The organism is Nocardioides oceani, from assembly GCF_030412965.1.
Classification (GTDB): domain Bacteria; phylum Actinomycetota; class Actinomycetes; order Propionibacteriales; family Nocardioidaceae; genus Nocardioides; species Nocardioides oceani.
Genome location: NZ_JAUHJQ010000311.1, coordinates 1 through 211, shown reverse-complemented (window position 1 = coordinate 211; position 211 = coordinate 1). Strand labels below are relative to the sequence as shown.

Here is a 211-nt window from a genome sequence, read left to right as displayed (position 1 = left end):
GCAATTGAACGAATATCGACGCCGGCGGGTCGACGCGGCGGGTCGACGCGGCGGATCGACGCGGCGGGTCGACGCGGCCGGCCGGCCGGCCGGCGCAGGTCAGCAGCAGCGCGACTGGGGGGTGTGCTCGCGCAGGTCGGTGCGGTGCCGCTCGTACTCCCGGCGGGTCATCGGCGGGGTGCCGTCGGCGGCGCAGCGGGCGAGGTAGGCC

1 protein-coding gene is annotated in these 211 nt (G+C 77.3%); it reads right to left on the bottom strand.

The window, feature by feature from the left end:
- Nucleotides 1-99 precede the first annotated feature (99 nt).
- The coding region (locus tag QWY28_RS24190) for a CstA-like transporter-associated (seleno)protein (RefSeq protein ID WP_300955432.1) at nucleotides 100-211 on the bottom strand (112 nt) is incomplete at its 5' end.